Here is a 25,479-nt window from a genome sequence, read left to right as displayed (position 1 = left end):
AACCGTTCAAAGCCTCAGTGGGGCGACATAACAAGCCGCGTTTATGTCGCCCCACTGAGGCTTTGATGCGTTTGCACTTCGGACCCGGTGCCCCTGCTAAACCAGGGCACGCCCGCGTCTCTGGCAAATCTATTTCGTCCCTCCAGGGACCAACCTAGAACGATTCATGGCCGAAAAGACCTGCTACTACGAAATTCTTCGCGTTGAGCGGACCGCGCAAAAGACTGAAATTGATCGCGCATACCGCAAGCTGGCGATCAAGTATCACCCGGACCAAAACCGTGACGACGAAACGGCGGTCGCCAAGTTCAAAGAAGCGACCGAAGCGTACGAAGTACTTTCGGACGCTGAAAAGCGAAGCCGCTATGACCAGCATGGTCACTCGGGTGTCGACAGCGTTCACCAATACGGTGACGTCGAAGACATCTTCGAGGCGTTTGGCGATATGTTTGGCGGCGGCATGTTTGGTGACTTGTTTGGCAACCGCGGTCGCGGCGGCGGACGCCGACGTGTTCGTAAGGGCGCCGACATCCGTTGCAACGTGACGCTGACCTTGGAAGAAGCCGCTCGCGGAGTCGATAAGGACATTTCGTTCCGGCGCCGCGTCAAGTGTGAGACCTGTGCCGGCGTCGGTGCAGAACCGGGCAGCAAGCCGACGCAGTGCGGGACCTGTGGCGGTCACGGGCAAGTGATTCAGTCCGCCGGGATTCTACGAGTTCAAACGGCTTGCCCGGATTGCCAGGGCAGTGGCCAAAAGGTTGGGTCGCCGTGCAACGATTGCCGCGGCACAGGACTGGAAAATAAAAAGGCCGAATTGACGGTCACGATTCCAGCCGGTGTCGACGACGGGATGCGAGTTCGTGTGACGGGCGAAGGCGAAGCCAGCCCCGACGGCGGCCCCGTCGGTGACTGTTACGTGTTCGTAACGGTGAAGCCGCACGAGCTATTCAAACGCGAAGGCAGCGATCTGATTTTGCAGTTGCCGATCTCGTACACGCAAGCCGCCTTGGGGGCGGAAATTGAAGTCCCGACTTTGGTTGGCCCCGAGCAGTTGCGAGTCGAACGGGGGACTCAAAATGGTGACGTGTTCACACTTCGCGGCAAGGGTGTCGTTGATCCTCGCGGCGGTCGTACAGGCGATCTGTTGGTCCAGGTGTTTATCGAAGTGCCCAAGAAACTCAACACCGAACAAGAACGATTACTGCGCGAACTGGCGGATCTTGATCATCAGTCCGTGTTGCCGCACCGGACCAGTTTCCTCGGCAAATTGAAGACCTTTTTCGATACCGAATCAAAACCTCAATCTTAAATAGTGACGTTGAATCCGATGACAAACGAAAACAAAGACGACGAATTCGAATCGACTGACGCAGCGTTTGAAGACACTGCTGGCGACGATCAGAAACCGGCTTCGGTCCAGTTCACTGAATCACGCGACGAGGAAATGGAGCGTCTGCGTCAGACGGCTGAATCGGCCGACAAACGCGTGCTGATGGCGCAAGCCGAAGCCGAGAACTTTCGCAAACGCATGCGACGCGACTTTGAAGACCAGTTGAAGTTCGCCGCCGTGCCGTTGGTCAACGACATTTTGCAAGTTCGCGATAACTTGTACCGAGCGATGGAATCGGCTGGTGATGATCCGGCCGTGGCGGGACTGAAAGACGGTGTCGCAATCGTGGCAAAGCAGTTGGATGACACGATGGCCAAGTACTCGATTCGCGAGATCCCGGCTCTCGGGGAACTGTTCGATCCAAACTTTCACGAAGCGATCTCGCAGATGCCATCGCCGGATCATGCCGAGGGAATGATCGCCCACGTCGCGGCGACCGGCTTCCAAATGCACGACCGTGTCATTCGGCCTAGCCAAGTGATCGTTAGCACGGGGCCAGCTAGTTAGCGCGGTCACGTAACGTAGGCTCATCACCGATTTTTCGGGTTAGGCCGCCATGCGGCGGGCTACCCGTTCGGGCGGATTACGCCATCTCCGGTGCAACCACCAGTACTGTTCGATAGATTCGTTCACGGCAGATTCTAAGTGAGCGTTGTACCAATTGGTCAGCGATGTGACTGATTCGCAGACTTCGTGATCGATCAAGGGATCGGCGATCGCGTGCGAACTGATTTCAAATTGCATCGGCTGGCCTCCGATCCGCCGAGTTGCTCCGACAATCATCGGCGCGTTACTGCTAAGCGAGAACAGCGACAGTGCTTTGTGACACGATGCGGGGGCGCCCATGAAATGGACCCAGCATCCCTTAGGCCCGGCGTGTTGGTCGGCGAGCAACGAAAGGATGCCGCCGTTGTTGAGGTGGCGGTCGACTTCGGTGGCACAGCCTTCCTTGTCGACCATTTCTTGGCCCTTGGCGCTGCGGAATCGATCGACCCAGGCGTGGATGAATCGGTTGTCCAGTTGGCGTGCAATGGTCAGGGTTTGAATGCCCATCAAACCGGTCATGTAGCCACCGACTTCGAAGTTTCCGAAGTGTCCGGTCACAATCACCGTAGGACGCTTCGACAGCATGTGCGAGAGCATTTCACGGTTCTTGCGAAATTGGACGTGCTTGGTCCAGTTCGTCAGATGCAGTCGCCGCTGGGCCCAGGCGATCTCGCAAACCATCAGCAACAGATGATGCCACATTGCAAACCGCAAATTTCGCCGCTGTTGTTCGTCGGCATCGGGGAAGATCAATGCCAAATTCTCGTCTGTTTCGCGGCGACGGATCCGCAGCTTTTCGCCCACCAACCAGGCCAAGAATCGGCACATCGCATCGCCCATGTCGACGGGTAATGTCTGGATCACGGCGACGATCAGTCGAACGAGGGCGTAGGCGGCAAAGTCGATGGTGGTTTTCATGGCACCGTAATCTTCGCTAAATAGGCCAATGCCAGTCCAGATCGATTACCGGATCGATTGGCCCGGCTTGTTTGTTTTGCCTCCACCGTTCACCATCTTAGGCGACGATCTCGCTTCGCTGAATTTTTACCCACTCAATTGTCCGGAAACGAGCCGAATGAACGACTCCTGTGCCGTGGTGCTTGCCGCTGGAAAAGGCACCCGAATGAATAGCGATCTGCCCAAGGTGCTATGCCCGGTTGTCGATCGCCCAATGATCCATTTCGTACTCGATGCACTGGAAAAAGCTGGGATTCACCGGAAAATTGTGGTGGTGGGATACCAGGCCGACTTGGTCCGTCAAGCCTTGGCCGACCGGACCGACGAAATCGAGTTTGTCACCCAGTCCGAGCAATTGGGGACCGGTCACGCGGTGCAAATGTGCCGATCGGCCCTCGAGAAGCAAACCGGTCCGACAATTGTCGTGGCCGGCGATTCGCCTTTGATCCAGGCGACCAGCCTGAAAAAGCTGCTCACGCATTTTGACGAAAAATCGCCCGCTTTGCTGCTAGGCACGTTGGAAAAGGAAGATCCGACGGGGCTGGGCCGAATCGATCGTGACGCTAGCGGCAACTTCATGGGGATCGTTGAGCACAAGGACGCAACCGAGGCTCAGTTGAAGATCAAGGAAGTCAACATGAGCACTTACTTGTTCCAAACACCGGACTTGTTGGAATCGCTCGACCGGCTCAGTTGCGACAACGCTCAAGCAGAATATTACCTTACTGATTGTGCCCGCTTGCTTCGCGAGTCGGGACGGCCTGTCGAAGCGATTGCGGTGCTGGAGCAGTGCGAGTCGTTGTCGATTAACAATCCCGACGAACTTCGGTTGGTCGACGAAAAAATGCGGACGATGGGTTATGCGTGAACTGAAAATCTTCAGTGGTCGAGCGAACGTTGAATTGGCGACAAAAATTTGTCGTCACTTGCACTTGGAACCTTCAGCGATCACGTTGGGAAAGTTTCCCGACGGCGAAAACTATTGCAAGCTGGACGAAGACGTTCGTGGCCGTGATGTGTTTTTGATCCAGCCGACGTCGCCTTCGGTCAATGACAACTTATTCGAGTTGTTGATCATGATCGATTGCTGCAAACGAGCCAGCGCCGAACGCATCACCGCGGTCGTGCCGTACTTTGGGTACGCGCGCCAGGATCGTAAAGACGAAGGCCGGGTGCCGATCACAGCCAAGCTTGCGGCCAACATCATCACACGTGCTGGCGCTGACCGCGTCCTGACGATGGACTTGCACGCGGCACAGATCCAAGGCTTCTTTGACGTCCCGGTCGATCACTTGTATGCCGCGCCGGTATTAAACGAGTATTTCAGCGAGCGTGGTTTTGTTGACGACAAAATTGTCGTCGTCAGCCCCGACGAAGGCAGTATCAAGCGTGCGCTCGGTCACAACAAGCGACTTGGTGGGTCGTTGGCGATCGTCGACAAGCAGCGTTCAAACGCCTTGGAAACGAAACAGAACACAATCATCGGCGGTCCGATCGAAGGCAAGATTGCGTTGTTGTTTGATGACATGATCAGCACGGCTGGTTCGATCTGTGGTGCGGCCCGTTTGGTGCATGCCGCCGGTGCCAAAGAGATTCATATCGCGGCCACGCACGGTGTGTTGTGCGGACCGGCGATTGAAAAATTGCGTGAAGCGCCGATTGATTCCATCGTTGTCACGGACACGATTCCGATCGCAGCCGAAAAGCGATTGCCCAACCTGGTCCAGCTCAGTGTCGCTCCGTTGTTGGCCGAAGCGATCAAGCGAATTCACCATGACCAATCGATCAGTGAACTGTTCCGCGAACGGTAGTGTCTGATCGAGGTCGCGGCGCTATCAAGCCGCGCGAGCGGGGATGGAACCTGTGATCTGATAAGCCGGTTCTCGCCGGAGGTTGACGATGTCGGGTTTTCGATCTGGAAAATTTTCGTCCCACATTTCAATCGTTGGTAATAGAAAATCGGCGCCGCCACTGCGGATGACGCGGCCGATTTTGTGGCCCGTCAACGTCACTCGGCTGCCGATCGGGTAAAGCGATGTGACTTTTAGCATCGCCCGTAGCACGGCCGCATCAAACTTGCCTGCTTTCATTTCGTCCAACAAGTTCACGACCGCGTGATAGCCCAGGATCGCCAGCCTGTGTTTGCGATTGGTCAGCATCCCAATGAAAGCGTCAGCAACGGCGGCAATTTTGGCCAGTGGGTGAATCGCCTCGGCAGTGAGTCCACGCGGATAGCCGCTGCCGTCGCCGCGTTCGTGAAGTTGGTAAATCACAAAACGCGCCTGCGATGAAATCTCTTCGCCATAGCCGCCGGCGATCTCGATCGCGCGAACTGGATGGTCGGCAAGTCGATTCAGTTGGCCGGGGACGAGCGGTTGGTTGGTATCGAACATGTTCAACCCAACCGCTTGCATTCCCGAGTCGTGCATCAAACAGCCGATACCCAGTTCCATCAGGTCCGTCCGTCCCAGTCCCATTTCCGTGCCGATCGCCAACGCCAACGCGGCAACGTGCAAACCGTGCCGTGACGGATAGTCGGATTCGTACGGGGCGCATGCCCAGCAAACCAGGGCGTCCTGGTCTTCCATGATCATGTCCAACAAATCAAAGCAGGTCACTCGCAGCGCGCCAATGTCGGTCGACTGATCGGTGGCGGTGTCGGCAAGGAACGTGTTGACGTTATTGATGCGCGCGTCAGATTCGTTCGCCCACTGAATCGTTAGCCCGTCGGCGTACGCGCAGTCGGCCGGCTTGGTGAACTCGCTGGAAAGGGGGCGGTCTTCGGTCGTTAGTTCAAGTGGGCCCGATTCGAGCACATGGTTGTCCATCGCGTCGCTGTAGTCATTCGCTGATCGCGACGTGACATACACGGGCGGCGGCGGCACCTTGGTGCGGCGTCCCTGAGGCGTGAAAGCCATTAGGATCGCAATATCACGAACGCTTAGCACGACGGACGTGATGCGACGAGATTCCAGACGCTGTAGGAAATCGTTAGTGATTCGGGTTCCCTGTGCCAGCAATTTGACCCGTGAATCGATCGGATCGATCACCGGGGCGCTCAAAATCGCACCAGCTTTTAGCGTTGAAAGGGGGACCTTTTTGCACTTCATCGATTTCGGGTCATGCCAGCGAAGGAAACATCCACTTGTCGTTTGTTTCGTCGTCGTGGCGTTTCAAGCCCAGTTCCGTTAGATTCTGCGGCACAATCGACACCACCCGAACGGAAACGAGCGTTTCGGGGGGCGTCCAACCGGCAAGTTCGTTAGAACCGGACCCTCTATGGCTCGACAGAAACGGCTGATCGGCATAGAAGGTACAGCAAACCAATCAACCCATCGTTTCCTCTTCGCCCGCGGACCATTTTGTGAGCACCTTCTTTCGCGCTGCTGTCCTTACCGTTTCAGCTCTATCATCGACTTTGATGGCACAAGCCCATCCGGGTCATGGCGAGCCGGGACCGACACACTACGTCACTGAACCGAGCCACGTCCTGCCAGTCGTGATGGTCGCTAGCCTAGTACTTTGCGTCGCCGCAGCACTGCGCGGCAGTCGGCAACGCGCCAGCAAGTAATCTCGCTTGAGCGAGGTTGCGGATGCGTCATGTGCGCGTTGGGTTTCAATCACGCTGCGGTGCACTCAGGCACGCTGCGGTGCACTCAGGCACGCTGCGATGCACTCAGGCAACATTGGCGGCCAGCATGTTTTTCATGCTGGTCTCGACCAACGTTTCTACGCCCGGCGAATAGTCAAACACCTCGACGCTGACCCACCCGTCGTACTTCACGTCGCGCAGCGCATCGAAGATTGGGCCAAACGCAACGTCACCCATCCCAGGACCCAAAAGGTTCGGGTCATTGGCGTGGAAGTGGATCATCGCGTCGGCATTATCGCGAATGATCTGCGGGGTCGGCGTCGGTTCGTCGCTCATGGCTTTGACGTCGAGGTGCAATTGAACCTTGGGGCTGTCGACCATCGCCATCAAGCGGCGACCATCGGCGGCCGTGTTCAAAAAGTTGCCTTCGCCACGGCCGAGCGGTTCGATTGCAATCTTGATGCCCGTTTTTTCGAGCTCCGGTGCAACAGCTTGCAGTACCTCGGCAGCGTTCTGCATCGCTGACTGCACGAACTGTTCAGCCGGGAAGTTGCGCTGTTGGGGCGAGCCAAGCACCATCAAGTCGCCACCAAGATCGGCGCACAACTGAGCCAAATTGATCAGATGTTTGGCGGTGCGCTGGCGAGTGTCTTCGTCGGGGGTAGTCAGGTGAAAGCCTTTCGTTTTGGCAAGCAGCCAGTGAAGGCCGATGATCTGCATGTCTGCCGATTCCACCTGCTTGCGATACGCTTGGCGGTCCGACGACGAGAATGTGTTGATGTCGTCAGTCAACATGAACGGCGCGACTTCCCATCCCGTGTACCCGTTGGCTCGGGAGAGCTCGAGTGCGCGGTCGAGCGACCAGTCGCCAAACGTTTCGTTGCAGATCGCGTATTTCATTCGCTATTCGACCGAGTCGCAGTTGATTGTTGGGATGTCACTCTCCTCTTGGGAGAGTCTGGTGCCGCTACCGCGTCCGACCCTCCCGCAAGCGAGAGGGTGATACTGAGCATTTCAAAGCCGGAGCTATTTTCGAACGCGTCCTTAGCCTAACAGCGTTTTTAGCATTGGGAACTTAGCCAAAACCTGGTCCATGACTTCTGGGCCCGCTTTTTCTTTCAAGAATGCGATGACTGTCGACAGGAAGCTGCCCAGCTTGTCACTTTCGATTCCAGCACTCGAAAGCGCCGCGCCGAGTTCCAGGCCACCGCCAGCTGATTCGCCCAGTGCGCTCGATGCCATTCCGGCCAGCTTGCCTAGCATTCCGCCGCCGCCACCACCGGCTGGCTCATTTGCAACCGCACCCGACGCTGCGGCTTCGCTCGCACCCGGGATCGCCGAAGCAATCTTGCCGAACAGATCGTCGCCGGCGTGTTGCTTGACCATCGCCAAAGCTTTTCCGGTGGCTGCTTTGGCAACCGATTCGTCGATTCCAAGTTTTCCGGTTAGTTGTGCAATCAACTCGTCCATGTTTCGTCTCTAAGTGAGGGGGGATTAGGGGGACGGAGGCTTCACGAAAGAAGGCATTTGAAGCAGTGTCCAAACGTATCTTGGTGGCAACGTTTCGACGCGGCAACCGGGTGTCAGCACACCGCGACGGCCTGTAAGACTCCCATCTATCCCAGTTTGACATTCCTGGCGGGTGAGGCGTGATATTTTCCAGAATCCGAACCCTTTTTCGATCGCTAGGTTAAATAGCTATCAAACTTCACTAAGTCTTAATCAGTAATCGAGTTAGGTCGATGACGATGTCTATGGATCCGAGCTGAGAGCGCTGAATCAGAGTCACGTAAACCGATAGCCTTCAACGACTTAACGGTAACATCGAAAACAAGTTTGACATGCGGGTGGCAATCGGTACGATCACGCCCCTGACGTCCACATGTAGTGACTTCTGTGTCTAGAAGTTACTACAGGTAGTGCCTTCATTAACGATTGGGGAAACCTTACCTCTTCGGTGCTGCCGCAAGCTTTTCGCTGCAAGCTCCTCCGGATAGGTGGTCCAGGCACGTGACCTCGATGGGCGACGGTTGTACATCTTCAGCTTCAGCAAACTAACATTGTTGGTGGATGCCGCTTCGCAAGGAAAACTAGCGAATCTTGGCGGCGATCACCAAACCACGGATGACCCTCAAGGAGTCTCAAAGTTATGGCTACGGTCCTGTCTGCACGCGATCAGTCTCAGAACGCCAACGAAAACCTTTCGGGTGATCCGGCAATTGAAAAAGTGAACTCGGAACATGGCGTCGAGTACGCGCAAGCTCGTTTCGGAACCTTGCAGCGAACCGGCCAGCATGGATTGAAGATCGACACGGTCTTTTGTCCCGAGAACGGCCAATCACCATTCGAATCGACTCAGTGGGAACTGCGTAGTGCGGCGATCAAAGACGAGAGCGGGAAGGCTCTGTTCGAGCAAACCGATTGCGAGATCCCGGCTGCGTGGAGCCAATTGGCCACCAACGTCGTCGTCTCGAAGTACTTCTACGGCGACCCCAGCAACGATGGCGAACGCGAAAAGAGTGTTCGGCAGTTGATCCACCGCGTGACTCGTACGATCACGGACTGGGGGTTGGCCGACGGCTACTTTGATACCCCCGAAGACGGCGACCGGTTCTATCGCGAACTGACTTGGTTGTGCTTGCACCAGCACGGTGCTTTCAACAGTCCGGTCTGGTTCAACGTCGGTCTGCATGCCCAGTACGGTGTGTCCGGATCGAAATGCAACTGGCGCTGGAACGCGGCCCAAGGCTGTGTCGATCAACCGGATAACTCTTATGAGTACCCGCAAGGTTCAGCATGTTTCATCCAAAGCGTCGATGACAACATGGAAGACATCATGCGGCTGGCTTTCAGCGAAGCGATGTTGTTCAAGTTCGGCAGCGGCACCGGCACTGACTTGTCGACCATTCGGTCCCAGCGCGAACGCATGTCGGGCGGCGGTACACCGTCGGGCCCGCTTTCGTTCATGAAGGTTTACGACTCGATCGCAGGCGTCGTGAAGAGCGGCGGCAAGACTCGTCGCGCCGCCAAGATGCAATCGTTGAAGGTCTGGCACCCAGATGTGTTGGAGTTCATCGAGTGTAAGTGGAATGAAGAACAAAAGGCTCACGCACTGATCCGTGAAGGTTACGAATCGAACTTCAACGGCGAAGCTTACAGCAGCGTTTGTTTCCAAAACGCAAACCTGTCGGTGCGATTGACTGACGATTACATGGACGCCGTTCGCGCAGGCCAATCGTTCCAGACTCGTTGGATTTCCGACAAGGCCAAGGGAACGCCGCCGTCGTACGACGCCAAAGAATTGTTGAACAAGATGGCCGAGTGCGCATGGAACTGTGGCGACCCGGGTGTTCAGTACGACACGACGATCAACAAGTGGCACACTTGCCCCAACAGCGGTGCGATCAACGCGTCGAATCCGTGCAGCGAGTACATGTTCTTGGACGACACGGCGTGCAACTTGTCCAGCATCAATTTGATGAAGTTCATGTCGGCGGATGGTTCGTTCCACACCGAACGTTTCCGTGCGGCCAGCCGTTTGTTCTTCATCGCGCAAGAGATTTTGGTCGATCACGCCAGCTATCCGACCGAGCCAATCGCACGAAACAGCCACCGCTATCGTCCACTCGGCCTAGGTTATTCGAATCTTGGCAGTGTCGTGATGACCAGCGGGTTGGCTTACGATTCTGATGCGGCTCGTGGCGTCTGCGGTTCGCTGACGGCTCTGTTGCACGGCGAAGCAAACCGTACCAGTGCCGAGCTTGCGTCGGTGGTTGGTCCGTTTGATGGTTACTACGACAACCAAGTGCCAATGAACAACGTGATGCGGATGCACCGCGAGGCGTGCGACCATATCAACGACGATGGTCCTGCCGAGCTAAAGGCCGCGGCTCAGAAGCTTTGGGACGACGTGCTGGAAATTGGCCAGAAGTTCGGTTTCCGAAATGCCCAAGCGACCGTTCTGGCACCGACCGGAACGATCAGCTTCATGATGGATTGCGACACGACCGGGATCGAGCCAGACATCGCCTTGGTCAAGTACAAGCAGCTCGCCGGCGGTGGAATGCTGAAGATCGTGAACCGGACCGTTCGATTGGCGCTCGAGAATCTTGGCTACACGGCTGACCAAGTCGAGGTCATCTTGGCGTTCATCGACACGAACGACACGATCGAAGGCGCACCGGAACTTGCACCAGAGCATTTGTCGGTGTTTGATTGTGCGTTCCAACCGGCCAACGGGATTCGCAGCATTCGCTGGCAAGCACACATCACGATGATGGCGGCGGCTCAGCCATTCTTGTCGGGTGCGATCAGCAAGACCGTCAACATGCCGAACGACGTGACGCCGGAAGACATCGCCAGTGCGTACTTCTGGGGTTGGGAACTGGGATTGAAGGCGATCGCGATTTACCGCGACGGCAGCAAGCAATCGCAACCGCTCAACACGCAAAGCGAAGAAGGCAAGGCCGCTGGCGAAGCCGCCAAGGTCGTTACCGAAACGGTCGAGAAGATCGTCTATAAGCCGCGCCGCGAACGGTTGCCTGACACCCGCCAAAGCGTGACTCACAAGTTCACGATCGCTGGTCATGAAGGTTACCTGTGCGTCGGTCTGTATCCGGACGGGCGTCCGGGTGAGATCTTCATCACGATGGCCAAAGAAGGATCAACGATCGGCGGCATCATGGACAGCTTCGGCACCGCGCTTTCGATCGCGTTGCAGTACGGCGTGCCGCTTGAAGTGTTGGTCAACAAGTTCAGTCACACCCGATTCGAACCCATGGGCCACACGTCAAACAAAGACATCCGCATCGCCAAGAGCGTGGTCGATTATATCGCTCGCTGGTTGGGCCTGACTTTCATGAGCGGCTATGACAACATGCCTGCTCGCGAAGGCACCAACGGCGGTAATGACGCGGTCGCTAACGCAGCGGTCAACACCAGCTCGGTGATGGAAGGGCTTCGCGAAGACGCCGGTGCGGCCGTCGCACTTGCCGAACGGGCAACCTTGATGGCTGCGATGGGCGAATCGGCCCCAAGCGGATCGTCACTGGGCGGATCGTCACTGGGCGGATCCGGTTTGGTCAACGGAAATGGGCATTCAGCGAGCCCAACGAACGGTCATGCCGATAGCCACGCGAAAACCGACGCAGCGGGTGGCAATCAGGGCGACCAGTTCGCAAGTTTCCAGATTGACGCGCCGAGCTGTGACAATTGCGGCAGCATCACCGTGCGAAACGGCAACTGCTATCTTTGTCACAACTGTGGTAACAGCATGGGTTGTAGCTAGCCGGACCGGCAAGGGACGCGTCTCGCGGGGCGTTCTTCGCTCCATGTCTGCATCAAAGACGTGAATCAACACAAAAATAGCCCCACCAAGCTTTGGCGGGGTTATTTTTTTGTCCGGCCTGTTTCTTTGTCCGGCCTGTTTCTCTGTTCGGGCAGGATGACAGATCGGCCAAGAAAGCAGTTCGAATAGGTCCGATTCGGATCGCGCCTATTACAGAATGCCGCCGTGCGTCCGGATTGGTGTCAGGTGGCTCGGTGCGTCAAGGAACCAGAAGCGTTCCCATTCTTCGACGACCGAACGCATGTCTTCCGACGTGTACAGCAACTGCTGGATCCGGCGTTCTGGGCGAGCCGAGTAAATCGGCACGAAGCATCCGACCGTGGTCGTCAAGCAAGCGGCAAGCAGCGTCAATTGGATCAGGCGTCGCATCGATCGTTCCTCCGTGAACGGTTCGCTTCTCAGTCGTTGTCCCACCGACCGCTCGGGGCAGCGTTTCCGCCGGGCAGAGTGGGGTCGTCGGGAGTGTTTTTCGTTGGTGTTGAAGCAGGTTCGGATTGAGTGTCTATGATCCGGCGAATCTCCGCCTCGTCCAACTCTCGCACCTTTGCTTCCATGTGCTTACCCGGTTTGAAGGTGACGACGTGCTTTCGCGGCACATCGACCTGTTCCCCGGTCCGCGGGTTGCGAGCCTTTCGAGCGGCACGAGGTTTGACCTCGAAAACGCCGAAATTCCGCAGCTCGATCCGTTGTTCTCGTACCAAGGACTCGATAATCGCGTCAAAGGTCTTCTGAACAATTTCTTTCGTCTGTTGCTGAGTCAGCCCAACCTCTTCCGAGATCGTTCGCACGATGTCTTTTTTGGTCACTCTGACTCCCAGAACTGCCGCCGGCTAAACTGCGGCGATCGTTGTAAACCCTTTGATACTTTCAACTTAACACTCGTTAGAGTCTAAGTCGCCGTTTCAGGGGCGTCAAGATCGCAGTTGCAATTCGAACCAACAAGCAGCCGATACGTCACTGCCGGCCCGTCAGGCTGGAAGATCTGCGTCACACCGTCTGTATCGTCCGGCATAATCGTCAACCTTAAATCAATCGGGAAAATTGGTGGTAGCTTTTAACGATTAAACGCTAAAACGTGATTTTAGCGGGCTAATGTTCCATTTGCCTTTGCGTGTACCACCGGTGAATGGGCGATTTAGGTCGGTGTGTCGACTTCATCCCAGGCAGCGCCGCTGAACTGGGTCAGCCAGTTGAGGGCATGCTGCCGCTCGCTCAGCACGCCGCCGTCGAGACCTGCTTGGTCCTTTTCGGTGCCCATTGCCGCAGCCCGGGCCGCCCACAGCAGGCGTGTGTTGGTATCGAGCGCGTCGAGGATCTGGTTCGTTGGTCTCAGTCTGGCCGACGTGACGATTTCCCGGTCGGGCCGAGAAACCATGGTTTCGGCAACGTGCGGAACATCACAAATCTCATTGGCAAAGGAAAGCTCGCTGTGTAGCCCCAGCGCCCACTGCAGCAGGTACAACGCTTCGTACCGCCAGGCAAAGTTGACGACCAACTGAGGATCAGGGTTTTCGGTTTCGATGAATTCGCGTTCGGCAGGCGAAAGGGCTTCGAATGCCATCGGTGACTTCATTTTCAGCTGCGCCGCGGTGATCGGTTTACCCGCAGCCAGTGACTCGGCACGCACCGCGACGATAAACAGTGCCAGCGTTCGCCAGCCGATCGTTTCGTCGTCGCGCATCGTGACTTCGCCTGCTCCGACCACCGGCGGCAGATCGGGCGATGTTGGAATATGCATCGCCGCCAAGGCTTGTCGAGTGTCTGCCATTCGCTCGATCGCATCGATCGGGTACGGAATCGTTGCGTTGCCTTCGGCTTCGCCGGTTTCGTCATGAACCAGAATTCGGCCGGCCGGGTCACGGAAGGAGCGGTCGGAAAAGGTGAAAATGGAATTCGATTTCCAGCCCCAGACCGCCAAATCGTCCATGTCGTTGTGATTGACTTCGAACCGGAAATGGTGACGAGTTCGTTCCAGATGCCGCATCACTGCGTACAGCGTCGAAGACATTTCTCGTGCACCTCGGTTGCAGGCCACGCCCATCATTTCGCCCAAATGCGGGACGAGGCTCGAATCGGTGCGGTCGCGATGCTCGGAATCCTGGTGAGCGAAATCGATTTCGGTCAATTCGCAAAGCGTGCTGTAGGCGTTAACGATCATGTGGCTTCATTGGGGACGACGCGCTCGAAACGTTTCTTTCCAGTCTGTATAAAAGAAACTTGCGACAGTGTCGCGTGGGGGCGAACTGGATAAAATGACCCTCGATGCTCTTTTGGCTGCGCCAGGACTATTCTTGGTGTGTGTTCTCGTCATTTTCTCAAAACCCTGTTCGTCTCGCCATGCCGCTTGCCCTTCAATGTCCCCGGTGCCACGGATCGGTTTCAGTTGCCGACGATGCGGCTGGGAAGCGAGTGACATGTCCCCACTGCGAGAAGCCATTCTTGGCACCCGGATTGGCAGCGTCAGAAAATGATGATGACGATTGGCTAAAACTGGACGACGATCCCGTCGCGGCGAAGCCAGTCACAGCTAAGCCGGTTGCAGCGAAGCCGGTCGCGACGAAGCCTGCGGCTGCGAGTTCTGAAACCGCGAATTCAAACACGCCTGGGATGTCGGCGAAGCCCGCATCGAAATCAAACAATGGTGGATCATTGCCGTTTGATGATGTTGACTTCGATGCCGTCGACCTGGGCGACTTGAAATTGCCGGAACAGTTCAATGCCTCCGCCAAGCCGGCGGTGTCGAATTCGAAATTCAGTCCCGATGACGAAGCGTTGCTGGCTGAATTTACGAGCGAGCTGGATGACTTTACCGCCGAAGTCGAATCGATTCCCAAGCCAATCGTTGCGACATCGACGAAAGCGGCCGGTGCGGCAGGCGGTAAGCCCGCTGAGTTGGCTGCACCGACTCACCAAAACGAATACCGCGTCCACTGCAACATCTGCAGTTCGGTGACGCATGCCAAAGCGAGTCAGGCGGGCAAGACAATCAAGTGCCCCGATTGCCACTCGGCTATCGTCGTTCCGCCACCACCGAAGATTCAAAAGAAGGTGGAAATCAACATGGACGAAGCGGCGTCGTTCCAGTTTGAAGAGAGCCAGATTGCCGATCGTCGTCCCGATCCGTACACAAAATCAGCGACTGCACTGTTGGACGAAGCGGCGCGCGAAGAAACCGTAAGCGGCCCGCACAAGTATGAAGACCAGCCTGACTTGGTGCAGTGGTTGAAGGACGTGTTTGGTGTCTTTACGGATTCGGGCGTCGTGATGCACTGGATCGTTTTGTCAGTGTTAGCTTCGGTGCCAGCGTTCTTTATCTTGTCGACCGACATCTCGATCTTGCGGCTCGCGTTGATCGTTGGCGGATTTATCATGGGCGGGATGGTCGTCGGATGCGGCTTTGCAATCATGCAATCGGTCGCCAACCAAGAAGACCATGTCAGCGAATGGCCAACGTTCGATCCGTTCGGATGGCTGGGCACGTTGTTCGTCGCGTTCGCGGCAGCCGGCGTCGCTTTCATTCCAGTTTGGATGGCGTGTTCATTTGTGTTTGGCCAAAACTTGATCAGCGTCGCGATCACAATGTTTTCGGTCTACACGTTGTTTCCGTTTGTGTTGCTTTCGATGCTGGACATGGGCAGTCCCTTAGTGCCGTTTTCGGCCGAGGTCGCGCGCAGCGTTACCAAGTGCCAAGAATCTTGGGGCGGTTTCTATTTCAGCAGCGGCTTGTTGTTCGTTTGTCTGTTCCTGTTGCTGGCCGCACTGAGCACCATGTCGCCGCCTGTCGGTGCCGTGATTGCGATTGTTGCGGTGATCGGAATCGCGTTCACGTACTTTGCCATGATCGGACGTCTGGCCTATTCGATCGGCCAAGCGGTCAACGATCCGCCGATGAAAAACGACATCGATCGAAGCCGTAAAACAGACGCGATCTGACTTGTTCTGACCAGCTTCCTTCCTAAGCGTTGAAAAATTCCCCGACTGGGTTTGAAGCGCGCAGGGGCAGAGAAGAGAAGAGAAGAATCGCGGAGGCGTTCGGGACACTGATAGTCTCGCGAAGTGCGTAGCTGCGGAATAAAGATTCGCTCAGCCAGTTCAAATCTGATCAGCTTTCTTCTTCCTTCATCCGCATTAAAGACTCCCCGTCTCTTGTCCCAACTTCAACTTTAACTCGGTCGTTTTGGGAGCCAATCAATGACACTTCACTCAATAATCGGCGTTGCCTGCTTGATGCTGCTAACTGCAGCGGCGGATCATGTGCAGGCAGCCTATGTAGTCACTGACCTGGGGACACTCGGCGGAACTTCTAGCTACGGCTATGGAATCAACAATTCGGGACAGGTCACGGGGGCCGCGAATACGACAGGCGATGCTGCGCAGCATGCCAGTCTGTACAACGGCACATCGATGCAGGACCTGGGGACACTCGGCGGAACTTCTAGCTACGGCTACGGAATCAACAACTCGGGACAGGTCACGGGCGCGTATACGACAGGCAATCTTGTGTATCATGCCTTTCTGTACGATGGCACAACGATGCAGGACCTGGGGACGCTCGGCGGAACATACAGCGATGGCAGGGGCATCAACAACTCGGGGCACGTCACGGGGGTCGCGGATACGACAGGCAATGCTGCGTCTCGCGCCTTTCTGTACAACGGCACGACGATGCAGGATCTGGGGACGCTCGGCGGAACTTATAGCGATGGCAGGGGGATCAACAACTCAGGGCAGGTCACGGGTGGCGCGCATACGACAGGTAATGCTGCGCAACACGCCTTTCTATACAACGGCACATCAATGCAGGACCTGGGGACGCTCGGCGGAACGAATAGTCTTGGCAATGGAATTAACAATTCGGGACAGGTCACGGGTGCCGCGTATACGACAGGCGATGCTGCGCAGCACGCCTTTCTGTACAACGGCACGACGATGCAGGATCTGGGGACGCTCGGCGGAACTTTTAGCTATGGCCATGGAATTAACGACTCGGGACAGGTCGTGGGGCTCGCGAGTACGACAGGCGATGCTGCGTATCACGCCTTCCTCTTCGACGGCACGTCGATGCTGAACCTAAACGCTCTCATCCCCGTCGCTTCGGGCTGGACGTTGACCTCAGCTCAGGCGATCAATAACAACGGCCAGATCACTGGGTATGGCGAACTCAACGGACAACAGAGAGCGTTTTTGATGACGCCGACAGTTGCGGTACCCGAGCCCTCCTTGCTCGCGAACTTCGGCTTCGGTGCCATCGTTGTCGCTGCCAGCAGCTACCGCCGACGAAAGAAGCAGGCGTCGTAGCGTTCGTGTAAAAGTCAACCGCTTCGACGGGCGTTCTCGGACGCCCGTGTTCCGGCTTCGAGAATAAAAGACCCCGCTCCCCTTTTCTTGTCTGGACTTGTAAGTCGGGCAGCGTAGCGATGAATCAGAGCGAAAGCGTCCACCGCATTCACATTTGCCGACCAGCACCTCAGCTTTTGGCGGTAACGAGTGATGGTTACCCATCACGACGTCCCGCGGGATCTCTTCTGAGAAACGGTCAAACAACTCACGGTCTCAAGGCGGTCACGGCTGCGCAGGTCATCGAAGAAACAACGCTGTACGCGGTATTCCTGCTGCGGAGTGCGTTGGCTTTTGCAGCCTTGCGATCGGTCGCGAAATAGCGGCACTGTTGTGTCGACGTTGGACCGGCGAAACGATCGCCAGTCGTTCAGAGCGATTTGGAATGTCGCGCCCCAACAGCGCGTCCAACTTGGTTTGCCGAGCCGAATCGAGAATGCAGGAATCCAAACCGTCCTGCCAAGCCATCAACGGCATCGAGTACAATCGCGACTTGAAAACTGGAGACCTAGCCTAGTATCTAGCAAAGACACCGCAACCGAACTGTCGCTTGAGTGAATCGATTGATCTGATAGGCCACGCTCCATGGCGTCTGTTCCTGGTGAGACATTTGGTGTCCAAGCTCACAGCACGCGTTGGGACACGGACGCCATTTTCAACCAATAGCAATCAGGAAATGCTCAACTCAGGCGTTGCTACCTGGCCGACTGTACCCAACCAGAGAGATCGAGACCGTGAAGTGTCCGAAATGTCAAACAGTGCTTATGGGTATTGAAACTTCCGGCAAGGAAATCATCGTGTGCCCAAGTTGTCATGTGCGTTTGCGAAAGCCGCGTACGGCGGATTCGACGACCACAGGTCCGCACGTCTCGCCCTTCCCTCCCGTAGACGACACGATGTTCGATTCTTTGCATCTGTCTGCGGCTGACGTCAAGCAATTTCCAACCTCACAGTTGGCTTGCACCACCCCGTTTGTTGCACCGAGCAGTGTGAGCCACTCGATTCCAATTGGAAGTGGATCGGAAGCTGGGACGTGGGCGATTCAATATGGAAAATTGTGGGTTGTGCCGGATGCAGTTCTTCCCCCAATTTGCATGAAAACGGGAAAGGCAGTCAGTGCGGCTGAAATGCAGTGGATTGAGTTGGTTTACAGTCCGCCCTATTTGCTGTGGCTGATTTTTCTTGGTCCACTGGGCATCCCTTTTATGCTGCTGGCTAGCCACTCCATTTCGAAGAAATGCCACATCTGTGTCGGGCTTAGCGAGAACGCGAGAGCGAAATTTGCGTTGCGGAAGACACTGACGGGAATTGGCGCGATTGTGGTAGCGTTTGCAATGATTGTGATCTTCTTGCTCGGTCTCGATAGAGTCGCATCGATTCTGTTCTTTACTTCGATCTTGCTCGCGCCGGCGATTATTTTGGTGATGCTTGCGAAACCGTTTAAAGCGGTGAAGGTTTCAGATGGGCGATACCGCGTAAAAGGCTGCGGACCGGGATTTGTGGATGCTTTGCGGCGTCTTGATCGTGGATAGACGGACAAACGAGAGTGATGCAGGCCGCAGCCGAAACGTATCGCTTCGCAGGAGAGATTGATCAGCGGCAAACCATTCCCACAGCTAAGCGTTCCACTGGAAAGCGAAAAAGGGGGCAGGCCTGAATGTCGCGTGGTTAAGACGTAAGTTGTTCACGCTGCAGAGCTTCGGGCGGCGTGTCGGGGGCGATTCATTAGCTTGTATGAACTGGGGCGGCGTTTGATTTCTCGAGGGTGAACTCTTGGTTTTCGGTCTCCAACGCGATGCTTGCTGATCGACTGCAACAGCGCCCTTTCGAGTTGCTCAATTCGGCAACTTCCGGCTTGCAACTTTTCCGAAAACGCATTGAGTGATTGAACCGCCGCAGTGTGACTGAGGTACTTGGGAGCTGTTGAGTATTGCAGCGCCGTTCGCACGATTAGGTCTCGAATCAAATTGTACGAAATCATGTGAGCGTAGATCTCCTTGCGAACCATCGAAGGACTCTTGCAACGCAGGTGTTCCATTTGCATGTGGGGCTTCAGACTACGGATGTCCAACTCGACTTGCCATCGCTGTGCGTACAGATCGGCAAGGTCTTCCACCGAGTACTCCGATGCATCAAGAAGCGTTGTCGCTAGAACGACGTGGCGAACTCGAAAGCCTTTTTGTTTGACGCAATAGCGAAGGTGGCGAACGAGAACGAAATCATCAAGATCGTCAAACTCTTCTTTCGACATCCAGACTGACCGGTAGGCTGGTTTGTGGTACGCAACGATCTGATCGCAACTGCCTTGTTTGTAGCCCTTTCGACCACGTGGCATTCGGGTCAGGCCTCTTTGTTCGGCGTCGCGATCACGATGTTTTCGGTCTACACGTTGTTCCCGTTTGTGTTGCTGTCGATGATGGACATGGGCAGCCCGTTTGTGCCGTTTTCGGCCGAGGTCGCGTGCAGCGTCACCAAGTGCCAAGAATCGTGGGGCGGTTTTTATTTCAGCAGCGGCTTGCTATTCGTTTGCTTGTTCCTGTTGCTGGCCTCGCTCAGCACCATGACGCCACCGGTCGGTGCCGTGATTGCGATCGTCGCAGTGATCGGAATCGCATTCACGTACTTTGCCATGATCGGGCGACTGGCCTATTCGATCGGCCAAGCAGTCAACGATCCGCCAATGAAAAATGACATCGATCGAAGCCGGAAAACGGACGCGATCTAACTTGATCGGAAGGGATCTTGATGCGGATACGCTTGGCGACTCGCCGAGTGGTTTGTAGCGTGGATTGCAGAGCCGTTCGCCCAATAATCCGAATAACCGTCGTCAACCACCGTCGGTCGGGGCAAACTGAGGCAAATAGTCGCTCGTCTCAGGCTCTTTTTGGCAACAGCACTATATTGAGAACTCTCTCGTGGCTCCTTTCTCTGGTGCCCGCGGCATCCAATCCAGGAAGTTCTTGTGCATCTGTATTTCTTTTTGGTCGTCATCGTTTCGCTTAGTTGTGGTTCGTTGCCCGCCAGCGACATCAGTCCCGTCTCGGCTGCACTCGCGACCGCGATGATGGTGACCGCGTGGGTGATCCTAAGCCACGTCGCTGCGCGAAGTGTTGCGTTGTACGTTCGCGACGAAAAGATCGAACCTCTTGCCGGCGCCGACTGGTTAGAAAAACAGCTTGCTGCGTTCCGCTGGATCGGATTGGGTGTTGCTGTCTTGTGTTTGGCCGGATTCGGTTTGGCTCGTACGCTGGAGTCGATTCCGTATGTTGCCGATTCGATGTTCTTGCAAGCGATCGTGTTGTTGTCGCCAGGAATCGTGATTTGTACAGGGACTTGGTCGGCCGAGCACAGTTACGGTCGCATGCTGAAGTACACCAAGGCTGGCGTCGGCAATCACATCGGTTCGGTGTGGATGTCCTTTCGCAGCGGAATGGCGTGGCTGGTGGTTCCCGTTTTGATGTTGTTGGGAATGTCGGACTTGGTTGCGTTGTTGCCGATCAGCGCCTCGGCGACCGGCGTGGTGACCTTTGCGATGATCGCTGGGTTTGTCGTGCTGGGATTGCCCTGGATGATTCGGCATCTGTTCAAGACCGAACGGCTGGACGTGGCATCGAGCGATTGGGTGAATCAGTTGATGGATGCGGCGGGAGTTCGCCGGATTCGCGCGGTGCGATGGAACACTGGCGGAACGGCATTCAATGCGATGGTCGCCGGGTTTGTGCCGCCGATCCGAACGCTGTTGTTGTCGGATCGTTTGATGGATGAACTGCCTCGCTCGCAGATCGCCATGGTCGTGCTGCACGAAGCCGCTCACCTGCGTCGTCGTCACGTGCCGATGCGAATGTTAGCGGTGCTGCCAGCCTGGGGGGCAGGAGCGTTGATCACGCGAGCGACCGGTAACCAATCATGGTCGTTGGTTGCCGGATCGGTCATTGGAATTTTGTTGACGATGCTGATTCTGCGCATCGTCGCGTACCGAACCGAACATGATGCCGACGTGCAGGCTTGCCGAATGGCTGTCGAAATTGCATCGAAAGAAACAGGCGTGACCGATGTTCCAGCCACGTACGACGAAGCCGCCAGCACGCTGGCTTCGGCATTGATGCGAGTCACGTTCGATCATCCGTCGGGACGCAAACCGACATGGTTGCATCCGGGCGTTGCCGAACGGATTGCCTGGATGAACCAAGAAGGCGAAGGTGAAACGCCCGTGATTCATTCGTTCGCCGAATCGGCCTAGCGGGTTGCTAGGGCCGAATCAGTCGACGTTTTCGAAATCATCAAAGTCGTCCAGGTCGTCATCCACGCTGTCGTCGATTTCTTCTTCGGGCACATCGCCCGTGTTCAGCCCAAACTCGGCACTGATCTCGTCATCGATTTCGATTTCATAATCGTCTTCGAGTTCTTCTTCGAAGTCATCATCGAAATTGTCATCGAAGTCGTCTTCGTCGATGTCATCAAATTCGTCGATGTCGTCGTCTTCGGCTAGATCGTCCTTCGAATCTTCGCCGTCATCAATCGAATCGTCGTCCGAGTCTGCCGAATCGTCATCGGAGTCGACGTCATCATCATCGTCGTCGTCGCCGACAAGCACAGGTGACGAATGATGAGGTGCCGCTCGCGAAATGCTTGGCAGCACAGCGGGGGCAAGGATGGGGGCCGATTCGATCGTTTCCGGAAAAGCGACAGCAGTCATGGGCGAAGTCTTAGCGGGTGAGTATGCGAGGCTGATTCGGATGGACGTTGGACCTGACAAGGCGTCGGATCGAGCGGAATACAGGGGTGTTTGGGGTGCCTGGGCCGGCCAGGTGGAATCGGTCGATTTGGTTAATTGTCGTGATCGCTCTGGTTTTATCAACGCCAGCAATTCTGTCGAGCCGATTCTGGTCTGGGCTACGGATCGCACATTTTGATACCTCGCGACCAGCCGACAAGGCGAGTACCGAGATTTCTTTGCACGAATTTTAAGATTCTGTCGACTCTCGACCGCTAAAGAGACCTGATTCGCCCGTATCGGCCGCCCCGCAACCCTGTTTTTCGGAAATCCGATCAATGACGCTAAAACGATCCCGATTGTTCAACCTGTTGATCACCAATGTTGTGGCAACCACTTTTTTGTCGACGGCAGCCATTTCTTTGTCAATGCTTGGGGCGGCGGGATGCGCTAGCCACCAGTATGGGCACGTTCTAGCTAGCAATGACAGTGATCTGGTGGGCAGTCATGCAGCCGGTGCGGCGACTTGGAATCCGCTGGTCGATGAATCGGTCGCCAAACTGCTGTCGCGTTGTCCGCCAGCGATTCAAACGGTCGGATTCGACACAATTGACGGGATGCCGGTGGGCGGGCCAATTGGATCGGCGCTGGCCAACGGCCCGGCGACGGTCTGTTTTGTGGGAATCGAAAACAAGAGTGCCGAAGAGCTTGGCGATTTCAAGGACCAAATCTACGAGCAAATCGACAGCCAGATCAATTCGGCGGAAACGTTCCGTGGTATCAGCCGCCGCATGGTTGACGCAGCCTTAGTCGATACTCGGTTGCGCCCCGATTCGCTGTTCTTGCCTGACAACCGCAACCGGTTCGCCGCCAGCTTGGGTCGTCAGGGAACGCCGGTCGATTACCTGCTTTACGCGACGATTACGTCGGGTACGACGGATCGCAACAAGTCGAGCCAACGCGACTACACGTTGACCCTCGAGATGGTGAACTTGCATTCGGGCGACTTTATGAAAGAGTCCGCGAAGTTGCGTAAGGGCTATAGCAAGACTCGAGCGGGCAAGTGGTGGAACTGGGGTTTGTTTGACCAAGCGGATGGCTAGGCTCGTGATGGCTAGCCTTAACGGACGACCGTTTCAGCTTAGTTTCGCGATTCTGGTTGCGATCGTCGGCGTTGTTGGTGGCGGCTGCGCCCGGTCGATGCAGTCGATCGATCTTGCTCGTGACGCGTATGTGAGTGGCGATTTTCAAGTCGCTGACGAAACGCTTTCGCAGTTTGCTGAAAAACAGGGCGGCGTGTCCGATGCGGCTGCCCTGGATTTGGCGATGGTCGACTTGGCGTCCGGCAATGTGCGGTCGGCCGAGGCGAGGCTGCGCCATTTGCGAGACAAGTTTGATACGTCGCCGAAATTAGCGCTGGTATCCGAAGCCGCCTCGACGGTCACGGACGACCGAGTGCGGCGGTACCATCCGTCGGGCTACGAAGAGGTGATGATTCGCGCGATGCTATCGCTGTGCTCGCTTGCCAGCGACCAAACCGACGCTGAAAGTTACGCGTTGCAGGCGACCGAAAAGCAGAACGAGCTTAGCCGCGAAGCTGAGAGCCGCGGGTTTCTCTCGCCCGGCGAGGTGTACCAGCCATTGGCCCTAGCCCCGTACCTACGCGGCATCATGCGAGAGGCGACGCACCACGATTTCGATGATGCGGCCAAGGCCTATCGTTTGGTCAGCGCCGTTCGGCCACAATTTGCACCCGCTGCCGAAGACATCCAGCGCGCCAGTGGCGGCTCGCACAGCCAAGCTGGTCACGGAGTTCTTTACGTGATCGCTTGTGTTGGTCGCGGACCAGTCTTGCAAGAAACGGTCGCGGAAACGACTTCGGCCGCGCTGTCGATTGCATCGTCGGTGCTAAACGCCGAAACCAACGAAGAAGAATCGGCCGACGGCAAGAAACGCGTCAACGGGCCGGTGCTTCCGAACATCGCGTCGGTCAAGGTTCCGTTGGTGGTGATCCCGCCGTCGCCGATCGCCGCGATCGGCATTCGCTCGGGCGGCCAGTTGTTAGGGGCAACGCAGACGATCACGGACGTCGGCGAATTGGCGACTCGGCAAGTGGAATCCGAGATGCCCTACACGATTGCGAGAGCGGTCGTTCGCCGAGCGACCAAGGAAGCCGCGGTTGCCAAGGTTGGCAATTCGATTGGGTTAAACGGGTCGGTCGGATCGCTGTTCCATTTCGCGGCCGCGTCGGCATGGGCAGGCAGTGAGAAAGCCGACACGCGATGTTGGGGATTGCTACCGCGGGAAATCCAGGTCTTCCGCTGCGAGTTGCCGGCCGGCGATCACATCGTGTCGTTGGATCCGCTTGGGTTCAACGGCCAATCGATCGGGTTGCCGGTCAATGAGCACGTGCAGATCGTCAACGGTCGCAACACCTACCGAATCGCGATCGCCCCCGCCGAGAAGGTTTTCGTGTCGTCCAGCCCATAAGCCATCAGCAAACCGTCAGCCAACCTAGGTCAGGTGACAGAGATCTAGCCTTCGCAGTGGTCTTTCCACAGGCAACCGGCCCACGACAGGCCCACGCCGAAACCGACCAGCATATTCGTGTCGCCCGGTTTCGTTTCGCCTCTTGAACGCAAGCGTTCAATCAGGATCGGCAGCGTGCACGAAACCGTGTTACCAATGTCGGCAAGGTCGATTGGCAAACGTTCGTCGCTGACCTGCATGCGACTTCGCAACTGGTCCAGCATCTTCCAAGTGGCTTGGTGCATCAGGTACTTGTCGATGTCGGCGTCCGTCATCCCATTCGCTTCTAGGATTTCGTCAACCAAACGCGGGATGGCTTCGACGGTGAAGTTGATCAGGCTCGGCCCGTCCATGTACAAACGGCTGTTCCAGCGTTTGCGATGTCGTGGTTTGATCGCGTCTTGTTCGGCACGAGCGCCGCCATCGCCGACGATTAGCATGTCACCGCCGCTGCCGTCACTGCCGAACTGGAATCCCCAAACCGACGGCGTCTCGCCGGGTGTGATCAGAGTTGCAGCTGCGGCATCGCCAAAGATCGTTCGCAGGCTGCGGTCGTCGTCGTCGATGTACTTGCTGTACGTTTCCGCTGTCAGCAGCAGGATGTTTTTCGCGGCTCGGCTTTGGATCAGCCCATCAGCGACGGCAAGTCCATAAACGAAACCGCTGCAGCCCAGATTGAAGTCCATCGCACCGCACCGCGTCGATAGTCCAAGTCGATCTTGGACCAAGCAGCTAGTTGTCGGCAGCGGATAATCGGGCGTCTGAGTGCACAGCAAGATGAAATCAATCGATTCGCGATCGATCGCACCCGAGGCAAACAGTTTTTCGGCGGCCGCGACAGCAAGATCGCTGGCGGTTTCGCCGGGGGCCGCAATGTGACGCTGGTTGATACCCGTCTTTTCCGCGATCAGTTGCAGGTCCCAACGTGGAAACTGCTCGGCGAGCATATCGTTGGACTCAATCCGCTCGGGAAAATGAACGGCGATCTTGCCTATTTGAGCGTGCGGCACAGCGTGTCCATTCCCAGCTTGGATCCGGGGGTGTCACCTTCCGGCACGGAGAAAGAA

The 25,479-nt window shown here is 56.3% G+C and carries 25 protein-coding genes; 15 read left to right on the top strand and 10 right to left on the bottom strand.

Going from position 1 to position 25,479, the window contains the following annotated elements:
- Positions 1–166: 166 nt before the first annotated feature.
- Both dnaJ and Poly59_RS24900 read left to right on the top strand, forming a co-directional pair.
- The gene (gene dnaJ, locus Poly59_RS24905) at positions 167–1,309 is read left to right on the top strand and encodes a molecular chaperone DnaJ (RefSeq protein ID WP_146536771.1); all 1,143 of its coding nucleotides are present in this window, start codon (positions 167–169) and stop codon (positions 1,307–1,309) included.
- Positions 1,310–1,327: 18 nt separating this feature from the next.
- A complete protein-coding gene (locus Poly59_RS24900; protein WP_146536770.1) occupies positions 1,328–1,897 on the top strand; it encodes a nucleotide exchange factor GrpE in 570 nt (189 codons plus the stop codon).
- 39 nt (positions 1,898–1,936) lie between these two features.
- On the opposite strand, the gene Poly59_RS24895 is transcribed toward Poly59_RS24900, so the two are convergent.
- Positions 1,937–2,854, bottom strand: a complete 918-nt coding sequence (locus Poly59_RS24895; RefSeq protein ID WP_146536769.1) for a lysophospholipid acyltransferase family protein — start codon at positions 2,852–2,854, stop codon at positions 1,937–1,939.
- A gap of 157 nt (positions 2,855–3,011) precedes the next feature.
- Here Poly59_RS24895 and Poly59_RS24890 point away from each other — a divergent pair, with 157 nt between their 5' ends.
- Both Poly59_RS24890 and Poly59_RS24885 read left to right on the top strand, forming a co-directional pair.
- Positions 3,012–3,761 carry a sugar phosphate nucleotidyltransferase gene (locus Poly59_RS24890; protein ID WP_146536768.1) on the top strand — a complete coding sequence of 250 codons (750 nt, stop codon included), beginning with the start codon at positions 3,012–3,014 and terminating at the stop codon, positions 3,759–3,761.
- Entirely contained in the window at positions 3,754–4,704 is a 951-nt protein-coding gene (locus tag Poly59_RS24885; RefSeq protein WP_146536767.1) for a ribose-phosphate diphosphokinase, read from the top strand. The genes Poly59_RS24890 and Poly59_RS24885 overlap by 8 nt, the downstream gene beginning before the upstream one ends.
- A 24-nt stretch (positions 4,705–4,728) precedes the next feature.
- Here the strand turns inward: Poly59_RS24885 and Poly59_RS24880 are convergent, their stop codons facing one another.
- A complete protein-coding gene (locus Poly59_RS24880) occupies positions 4,729–6,003 on the bottom strand; it encodes an HD-GYP domain-containing protein (RefSeq protein ID WP_146536766.1) in 1,275 nt (424 codons plus the stop codon).
- 254 nt (positions 6,004–6,257) lie between these two features.
- On the opposite strand from Poly59_RS24880, the gene Poly59_RS24875 reads away from it, so the two are divergent.
- Complete coding sequence (locus Poly59_RS24875) at positions 6,258–6,464, top strand: hypothetical protein (RefSeq protein WP_146536765.1); 207 nt, start codon at positions 6,258–6,260, stop codon at positions 6,462–6,464.
- A gap of 105 nt (positions 6,465–6,569) precedes the next feature.
- Here Poly59_RS24875 and Poly59_RS24870 read toward each other — a convergent pair whose 3' ends face one another.
- Together Poly59_RS24870 and Poly59_RS24865 are read right to left on the bottom strand one after the other, a co-directional pair.
- Complete coding sequence (locus tag Poly59_RS24870) at positions 6,570–7,385, bottom strand: sugar phosphate isomerase/epimerase family protein (RefSeq protein WP_146536764.1); 816 nt, start codon at positions 7,383–7,385, stop codon at positions 6,570–6,572.
- A gap of 144 nt (positions 7,386–7,529) precedes the next feature.
- On the bottom strand, positions 7,530–7,955 hold the full coding sequence (locus tag Poly59_RS24865) for a DUF2780 domain-containing protein (RefSeq protein ID WP_146536763.1): 426 nt from the start codon (positions 7,953–7,955) through the stop codon (positions 7,530–7,532).
- Between the two features lie 679 nt (positions 7,956–8,634).
- Between Poly59_RS24865 and Poly59_RS24860 the strand changes: the two genes are divergently transcribed.
- Entirely contained in the window at positions 8,635–11,772 is a 3,138-nt protein-coding gene (locus Poly59_RS24860) for a vitamin B12-dependent ribonucleotide reductase (RefSeq protein WP_146536762.1), read from the top strand.
- 210 nt (positions 11,773–11,982) lie between these two features.
- Here Poly59_RS24860 and Poly59_RS24855 read toward each other — a convergent pair whose 3' ends face one another.
- From Poly59_RS24855 to Poly59_RS24845, 3 genes are all read right to left on the bottom strand, one after another.
- Positions 11,983–12,201, bottom strand: a complete 219-nt coding sequence (locus Poly59_RS24855; RefSeq protein WP_146536761.1) for a hypothetical protein — start codon at positions 12,199–12,201, stop codon at positions 11,983–11,985.
- Positions 12,202–12,230: 29 nt separating this feature from the next.
- A complete protein-coding gene (locus Poly59_RS24850) occupies positions 12,231–12,638 on the bottom strand; it encodes an HU family DNA-binding protein (RefSeq protein ID WP_146536760.1) in 408 nt (135 codons plus the stop codon).
- A 329-nt stretch (positions 12,639–12,967) separates the two neighbouring features.
- On the bottom strand, positions 12,968–13,990 hold the full coding sequence (locus tag Poly59_RS24845) for a DUF4272 domain-containing protein (protein WP_146536759.1): 1,023 nt from the start codon (positions 13,988–13,990) through the stop codon (positions 12,968–12,970).
- A 179-nt stretch (positions 13,991–14,169) separates the two neighbouring features.
- Between Poly59_RS24845 and Poly59_RS24840 the strand changes: the two genes are divergently transcribed.
- The 5 genes from Poly59_RS24840 to Poly59_RS24830 all read left to right on the top strand — a co-directional run bounded on the left by Poly59_RS24840 (position 14,170) and on the right by Poly59_RS24830 (position 18,701).
- Positions 14,170–15,765 (top strand): zinc ribbon domain-containing protein, encoded by a 1,596-nt coding sequence (locus tag Poly59_RS24840; protein ID WP_186776497.1) that lies wholly within the window; start codon positions 14,170–14,172, stop codon positions 15,763–15,765.
- A gap of 258 nt (positions 15,766–16,023) precedes the next feature.
- Complete coding sequence (locus Poly59_RS24835) at positions 16,024–17,130, top strand: DUF3466 family protein (protein WP_146536757.1); 1,107 nt, start codon at positions 16,024–16,026, stop codon at positions 17,128–17,130.
- A 119-nt stretch (positions 17,131–17,249) separates the two neighbouring features.
- Positions 17,250–17,492 carry a hypothetical protein gene (locus Poly59_RS29765; protein ID WP_186776496.1) on the top strand — a complete coding sequence of 81 codons (243 nt, stop codon included), beginning with the start codon at positions 17,250–17,252 and terminating at the stop codon, positions 17,490–17,492.
- Between the two features lie 62 nt (positions 17,493–17,554).
- Positions 17,555–17,686, top strand: coding sequence for a hypothetical protein (locus Poly59_RS30465; RefSeq protein WP_261343556.1), 132 nt, complete (start codon positions 17,555–17,557; stop codon positions 17,684–17,686).
- 379 nt (positions 17,687–18,065) lie between these two features.
- On the top strand, positions 18,066–18,701 hold the full coding sequence (locus Poly59_RS24830; protein ID WP_186776495.1) for a hypothetical protein: 636 nt from the start codon (positions 18,066–18,068) through the stop codon (positions 18,699–18,701).
- A 152-nt stretch (positions 18,702–18,853) separates the two neighbouring features.
- Here Poly59_RS24830 and Poly59_RS24825 read toward each other — a convergent pair whose 3' ends face one another.
- Positions 18,854–19,651 (bottom strand): transposase, encoded by a 798-nt coding sequence (locus Poly59_RS24825; RefSeq protein WP_261343555.1) that lies wholly within the window; start codon positions 19,649–19,651, stop codon positions 18,854–18,856.
- Here Poly59_RS24825 and Poly59_RS24820 point away from each other — a divergent pair.
- Both Poly59_RS24820 and Poly59_RS24815 read left to right on the top strand, forming a co-directional pair.
- Positions 19,541–19,894 carry a hypothetical protein gene (locus tag Poly59_RS24820; protein WP_146536754.1) on the top strand — a complete coding sequence of 118 codons (354 nt, stop codon included), beginning with the start codon at positions 19,541–19,543 and terminating at the stop codon, positions 19,892–19,894. The genes Poly59_RS24825 and Poly59_RS24820 overlap by 111 nt on opposite strands.
- Before the next feature lie 237 nt (positions 19,895–20,131).
- The gene (locus Poly59_RS24815; protein ID WP_146536753.1) at positions 20,132–21,409 is read left to right on the top strand and encodes a M48 family metalloprotease; all 1,278 of its coding nucleotides are present in this window, start codon (positions 20,132–20,134) and stop codon (positions 21,407–21,409) included.
- 18 nt (positions 21,410–21,427) lie between these two features.
- Here Poly59_RS24815 and Poly59_RS24810 read toward each other — a convergent pair whose 3' ends face one another.
- Positions 21,428–21,865: a hypothetical protein gene (locus Poly59_RS24810; RefSeq protein ID WP_246151918.1), complete on the bottom strand. Its 438-nt coding sequence runs from the start codon at positions 21,863–21,865 to the stop codon at positions 21,428–21,430.
- A gap of 356 nt (positions 21,866–22,221) precedes the next feature.
- Here Poly59_RS24810 and Poly59_RS24805 point away from each other — a divergent pair, with 356 nt between their 5' ends.
- Positions 22,222–22,986, top strand: coding sequence for a penicillin-binding protein activator LpoB (locus Poly59_RS24805; protein WP_146536752.1), 765 nt, complete (start codon positions 22,222–22,224; stop codon positions 22,984–22,986).
- Between the two features lie 7 nt (positions 22,987–22,993).
- A complete protein-coding gene (locus tag Poly59_RS24800; protein WP_246151917.1) occupies positions 22,994–24,373 on the top strand; it encodes a hypothetical protein in 1,380 nt (459 codons plus the stop codon).
- A gap of 44 nt (positions 24,374–24,417) precedes the next feature.
- On the opposite strand, the gene Poly59_RS24795 is transcribed toward Poly59_RS24800, so the two are convergent.
- Positions 24,418–25,422, bottom strand: coding sequence for a ketoacyl-ACP synthase III (locus Poly59_RS24795; RefSeq protein WP_146536751.1), 1,005 nt, complete (start codon positions 25,420–25,422; stop codon positions 24,418–24,420).
- Positions 25,423–25,479 lie beyond the last annotated feature (57 nt).

Source organism: Rubripirellula reticaptiva (assembly GCF_007860175.1).
GTDB lineage: Bacteria > Planctomycetota > Planctomycetia > Pirellulales > Pirellulaceae > Rubripirellula > Rubripirellula reticaptiva.
This window is presented reverse-complemented; position numbering and strand designations above follow the sequence as displayed.

Bases quoted from the DNA above. Each gene is read 5' to 3' on its own strand.
- dnaJ (WP_146536771.1), top strand. From the start codon at position 167: ATGGCCGAAAAGACCTGCTACTACGAAATTCTTCGCGTTGAGCGGACC.
- Poly59_RS24900 (WP_146536770.1), top strand. From the start codon at position 1,328: ATGACAAACGAAAACAAAGACGACGAATTCGAATCGACTGACGCAGCG.
- Poly59_RS24895 (WP_146536769.1), bottom strand. From the start codon at position 2,854: ATGAAAACCACCATCGACTTTGCCGCCTACGCCCTCGTTCGACTGATC.
- Poly59_RS24890 (WP_146536768.1), top strand. From the start codon at position 3,012: ATGAACGACTCCTGTGCCGTGGTGCTTGCCGCTGGAAAAGGCACCCGA.
- Poly59_RS24885 (WP_146536767.1), top strand. From the start codon at position 3,754: ATGCGTGAACTGAAAATCTTCAGTGGTCGAGCGAACGTTGAATTGGCG.
- Poly59_RS24880 (WP_146536766.1), bottom strand. From the start codon at position 6,003: ATGAAGTGCAAAAAGGTCCCCCTTTCAACGCTAAAAGCTGGTGCGATT.
- Poly59_RS24870 (WP_146536764.1), bottom strand. From the start codon at position 7,385: ATGAAATACGCGATCTGCAACGAAACGTTTGGCGACTGGTCGCTCGAC.
- Poly59_RS24865 (WP_146536763.1), bottom strand. From the start codon at position 7,955: ATGGACGAGTTGATTGCACAACTAACCGGAAAACTTGGAATCGACGAA.
- Poly59_RS24860 (WP_146536762.1), top strand. From the start codon at position 8,635: ATGGCTACGGTCCTGTCTGCACGCGATCAGTCTCAGAACGCCAACGAA.
- Poly59_RS24855 (WP_146536761.1), bottom strand. From the start codon at position 12,201: ATGCGACGCCTGATCCAATTGACGCTGCTTGCCGCTTGCTTGACGACC.
- Poly59_RS24845 (WP_146536759.1), bottom strand. From the start codon at position 13,990: ATGATCGTTAACGCCTACAGCACGCTTTGCGAATTGACCGAAATCGAT.
- Poly59_RS24840 (WP_186776497.1), top strand. From the start codon at position 14,170: ATGCCGCTTGCCCTTCAATGTCCCCGGTGCCACGGATCGGTTTCAGTT.
- Poly59_RS24835 (WP_146536757.1), top strand. From the start codon at position 16,024: ATGACACTTCACTCAATAATCGGCGTTGCCTGCTTGATGCTGCTAACT.
- Poly59_RS29765 (WP_186776496.1), top strand. From the start codon at position 17,250: ATGAATCAGAGCGAAAGCGTCCACCGCATTCACATTTGCCGACCAGCA.
- Poly59_RS30465 (WP_261343556.1), top strand. From the start codon at position 17,555: ATGTCGCGCCCCAACAGCGCGTCCAACTTGGTTTGCCGAGCCGAATCG.
- Poly59_RS24830 (WP_186776495.1), top strand. From the start codon at position 18,066: ATGTTCGATTCTTTGCATCTGTCTGCGGCTGACGTCAAGCAATTTCCA.
- Poly59_RS24820 (WP_146536754.1), top strand. From the start codon at position 19,541: ATGTTTTCGGTCTACACGTTGTTCCCGTTTGTGTTGCTGTCGATGATG.
- Poly59_RS24810 (WP_246151918.1), bottom strand. From the start codon at position 21,865: ATGACTGCTGTCGCTTTTCCGGAAACGATCGAATCGGCCCCCATCCTT.
- Poly59_RS24805 (WP_146536752.1), top strand. From the start codon at position 22,222: ATGACGCTAAAACGATCCCGATTGTTCAACCTGTTGATCACCAATGTT.
- Poly59_RS24800 (WP_246151917.1), top strand. From the start codon at position 22,994: ATGGCTAGCCTTAACGGACGACCGTTTCAGCTTAGTTTCGCGATTCTG.